Origin of the sequence: Delftia sp. ZNC0008, assembly GCF_000799035.1 — a bacterium.
In the GTDB taxonomy this organism is placed as follows: domain Bacteria; phylum Pseudomonadota; class Gammaproteobacteria; order Burkholderiales; family Burkholderiaceae_C; genus Comamonas; species Comamonas tsuruhatensis.
Window position 1 is genome coordinate 1 of the sequence record NZ_JTKZ01000410.1, and the last position, 2128, is coordinate 2128.

Here is a 2128-nt window from a genome sequence, read left to right on the forward strand (position 1 = left end):
CCGCGTGCAGCGCCCAGGCCAGGCCACCGCTGCCCAGCAGGGTGCACAGCAGGGCCGGGCCGGCCCACGGGAAATGGCGAATCGAGGCGTGCATGGCAACTCCTGGAAAAAACGGTCAATCAGTGAAACGGCGCCTTGGCCAGCGAAATCCGCTGCGGCGTGGCCAGTCTGGCGCTGCCCGGCCGGTCAAGGACTGGCGCAGCGAAAGCGCACCAGGCAGAGGGCGGAGCAGGCACGGGCCAGGGTGTCCGGCATGGCGGCCCGGCCCGTGCAGTGCGCATCCTAAAGGATAGGCAAAAACCGGCGCTGCGCGTCCGGGCATCGGGCGCATACCCCCTGGCGCGCGTTTTTTCGGGGCTGCGGCGATAATGCTGCGCCTCACCGCAAGCGGGCTGCGAGGTTTTCGTCGCCGGACCGCCCCAAGACAAAAAGCGGCCCCCTTGGGGGGCAGCGGACCTTGCGCAGCAAGGGTAGCGTGGGGGCCAGTTTCCCCCGCATTGCGCCCGACGCCCGGCCCCCCCACGCCGGTGCGGGTACGAACACAGAACACCACAAAGCCCCATGTCCCTCCTGCCCCACCAGCTCGAACTCCTGTCTCCCGCGCGCGATGCCGACATCGGCATCGAGGCCGTGAACCATGGCGCCGACGCCGTCTACATCGGCGGCCCGGCCTTCGGCGCGCGCGCCACGGCGGGCAACGACATCCGCGACCTGCAGCGCCTGATCAACCACGCGCACCGCTTCGGCAGCCGCATCTTCATCACGCTCAACACCATCCTGCGAGACGATGAACTGGAGGCCGCGCGCAAGATGGCCTGGCAGATCTACGAGGCCGGTGCCGACGCGCTGATCATCCAGGACATGGGCCTGCTGGAGCTGGACCTGCCGCCCATCCAGCTGCACGCCAGCACCCAGACCGACATCCGCACGCCCGAGAAGGCGCGCTTCCTGCAGGACGCCGGCCTGTCGCAGATCGTCGTTGCGCGCGAGCTGGACCTGCAGCAGATCGCCGCCGTGCGTGCGGCCACCGACCCGGCGCGCACCACCATCGAATTCTTCGTGCACGGCGCGCTGTGCGTGGCCTACTCGGGCCAGTGCTACATCACCCACGCCCACACGGGCCGCAGCGCCAACCGCGGCGACTGCAACCAGGCCTGCCGCCTGCCCTACGAGGTGCTGGACGCCAGCGGCCGCATCATTGCCCACGAAAAGCACGTGCTGTCCATGAAGGACAACAACCAGAGCGACAACCTGCGCGCACTGATCGACGCCGGCGTGCGCAGCTTCAAGATCGAGGGCCGCTACAAGGACATGGGCTATGTGAAGAACATCACGGCCCACTACCGCAAGCTGCTGGACGAAATCATCGAGGAGCGCGAATTCTCCGACACGCCCCTGGCGCGCTCATCCTCGGGCAGCACCACGTTCAGCTTCACGCCCGACCCCGACCAGAACTTCAACCGCGAGTTCACCGACTACTTCGTCAACGGCCGCAAGGACGACATCGGCGCCTTCGACACGCCCAAGACACCGGGCCGCGCCATCGGCTGGGTCACCAAGGTGGGCGAGAACTTCGTGGAGATCGAGACCTCGAGCCGCGACACCGAACTGCACAACGGCGACGGCCTGTGCTACTACGACCTGCAAAAGGAACTGGTGGGCCTGCAGATCAACCGCGCCGAGTCGGTGGATGCGAAGAAGTCGCTGTGGCGCCTGTTCCCCAAGGACCCCATCGCCGGCTTCAAGGATCTGCGCAAGGGCCTGGAAGTCAACCGCAACCGCGACATGGCCTGGGTGCGCACGCTGGACAAGAAGTCCAGCGACCGCCGCATCGGCCTGTGGGCCGAACTCAAGGAAACACCCGACGGCTTTGCGCTCACGCTGACCGACGAGGACGGCTTCACCGCCACTGCCGCCATCGTGCAGGAACACCAGGCCGCCACCGACGCAGCCCGTGCCGAGGCCACGCTGCGCGAGCAGCTGGGCCGCTTCGGCGCCACCATCTTCTCCGTGCATGACATCGGCCTGCAGCTGAGCCAGCCCTGGTTCGTGCCGGCCTCGGCCCTGAACCAGCTGCGCCGCGACGCCGTCGCCGCGCTGGAGGCCGCGCGCCAGGCCGGTTACGCGG

Annotated in this window: 1 protein-coding gene; it reads left to right on the forward strand. The window is 68.0% G+C overall.

What is annotated here, in order from left to right:
* Positions 1-561: 561 nt before the first annotated feature.
* On the forward strand, positions 562-2128 hold a 1567-nt coding region (locus L995_RS13650), incomplete at its 3' end, for a peptidase U32 family protein (RefSeq protein WP_047472277.1).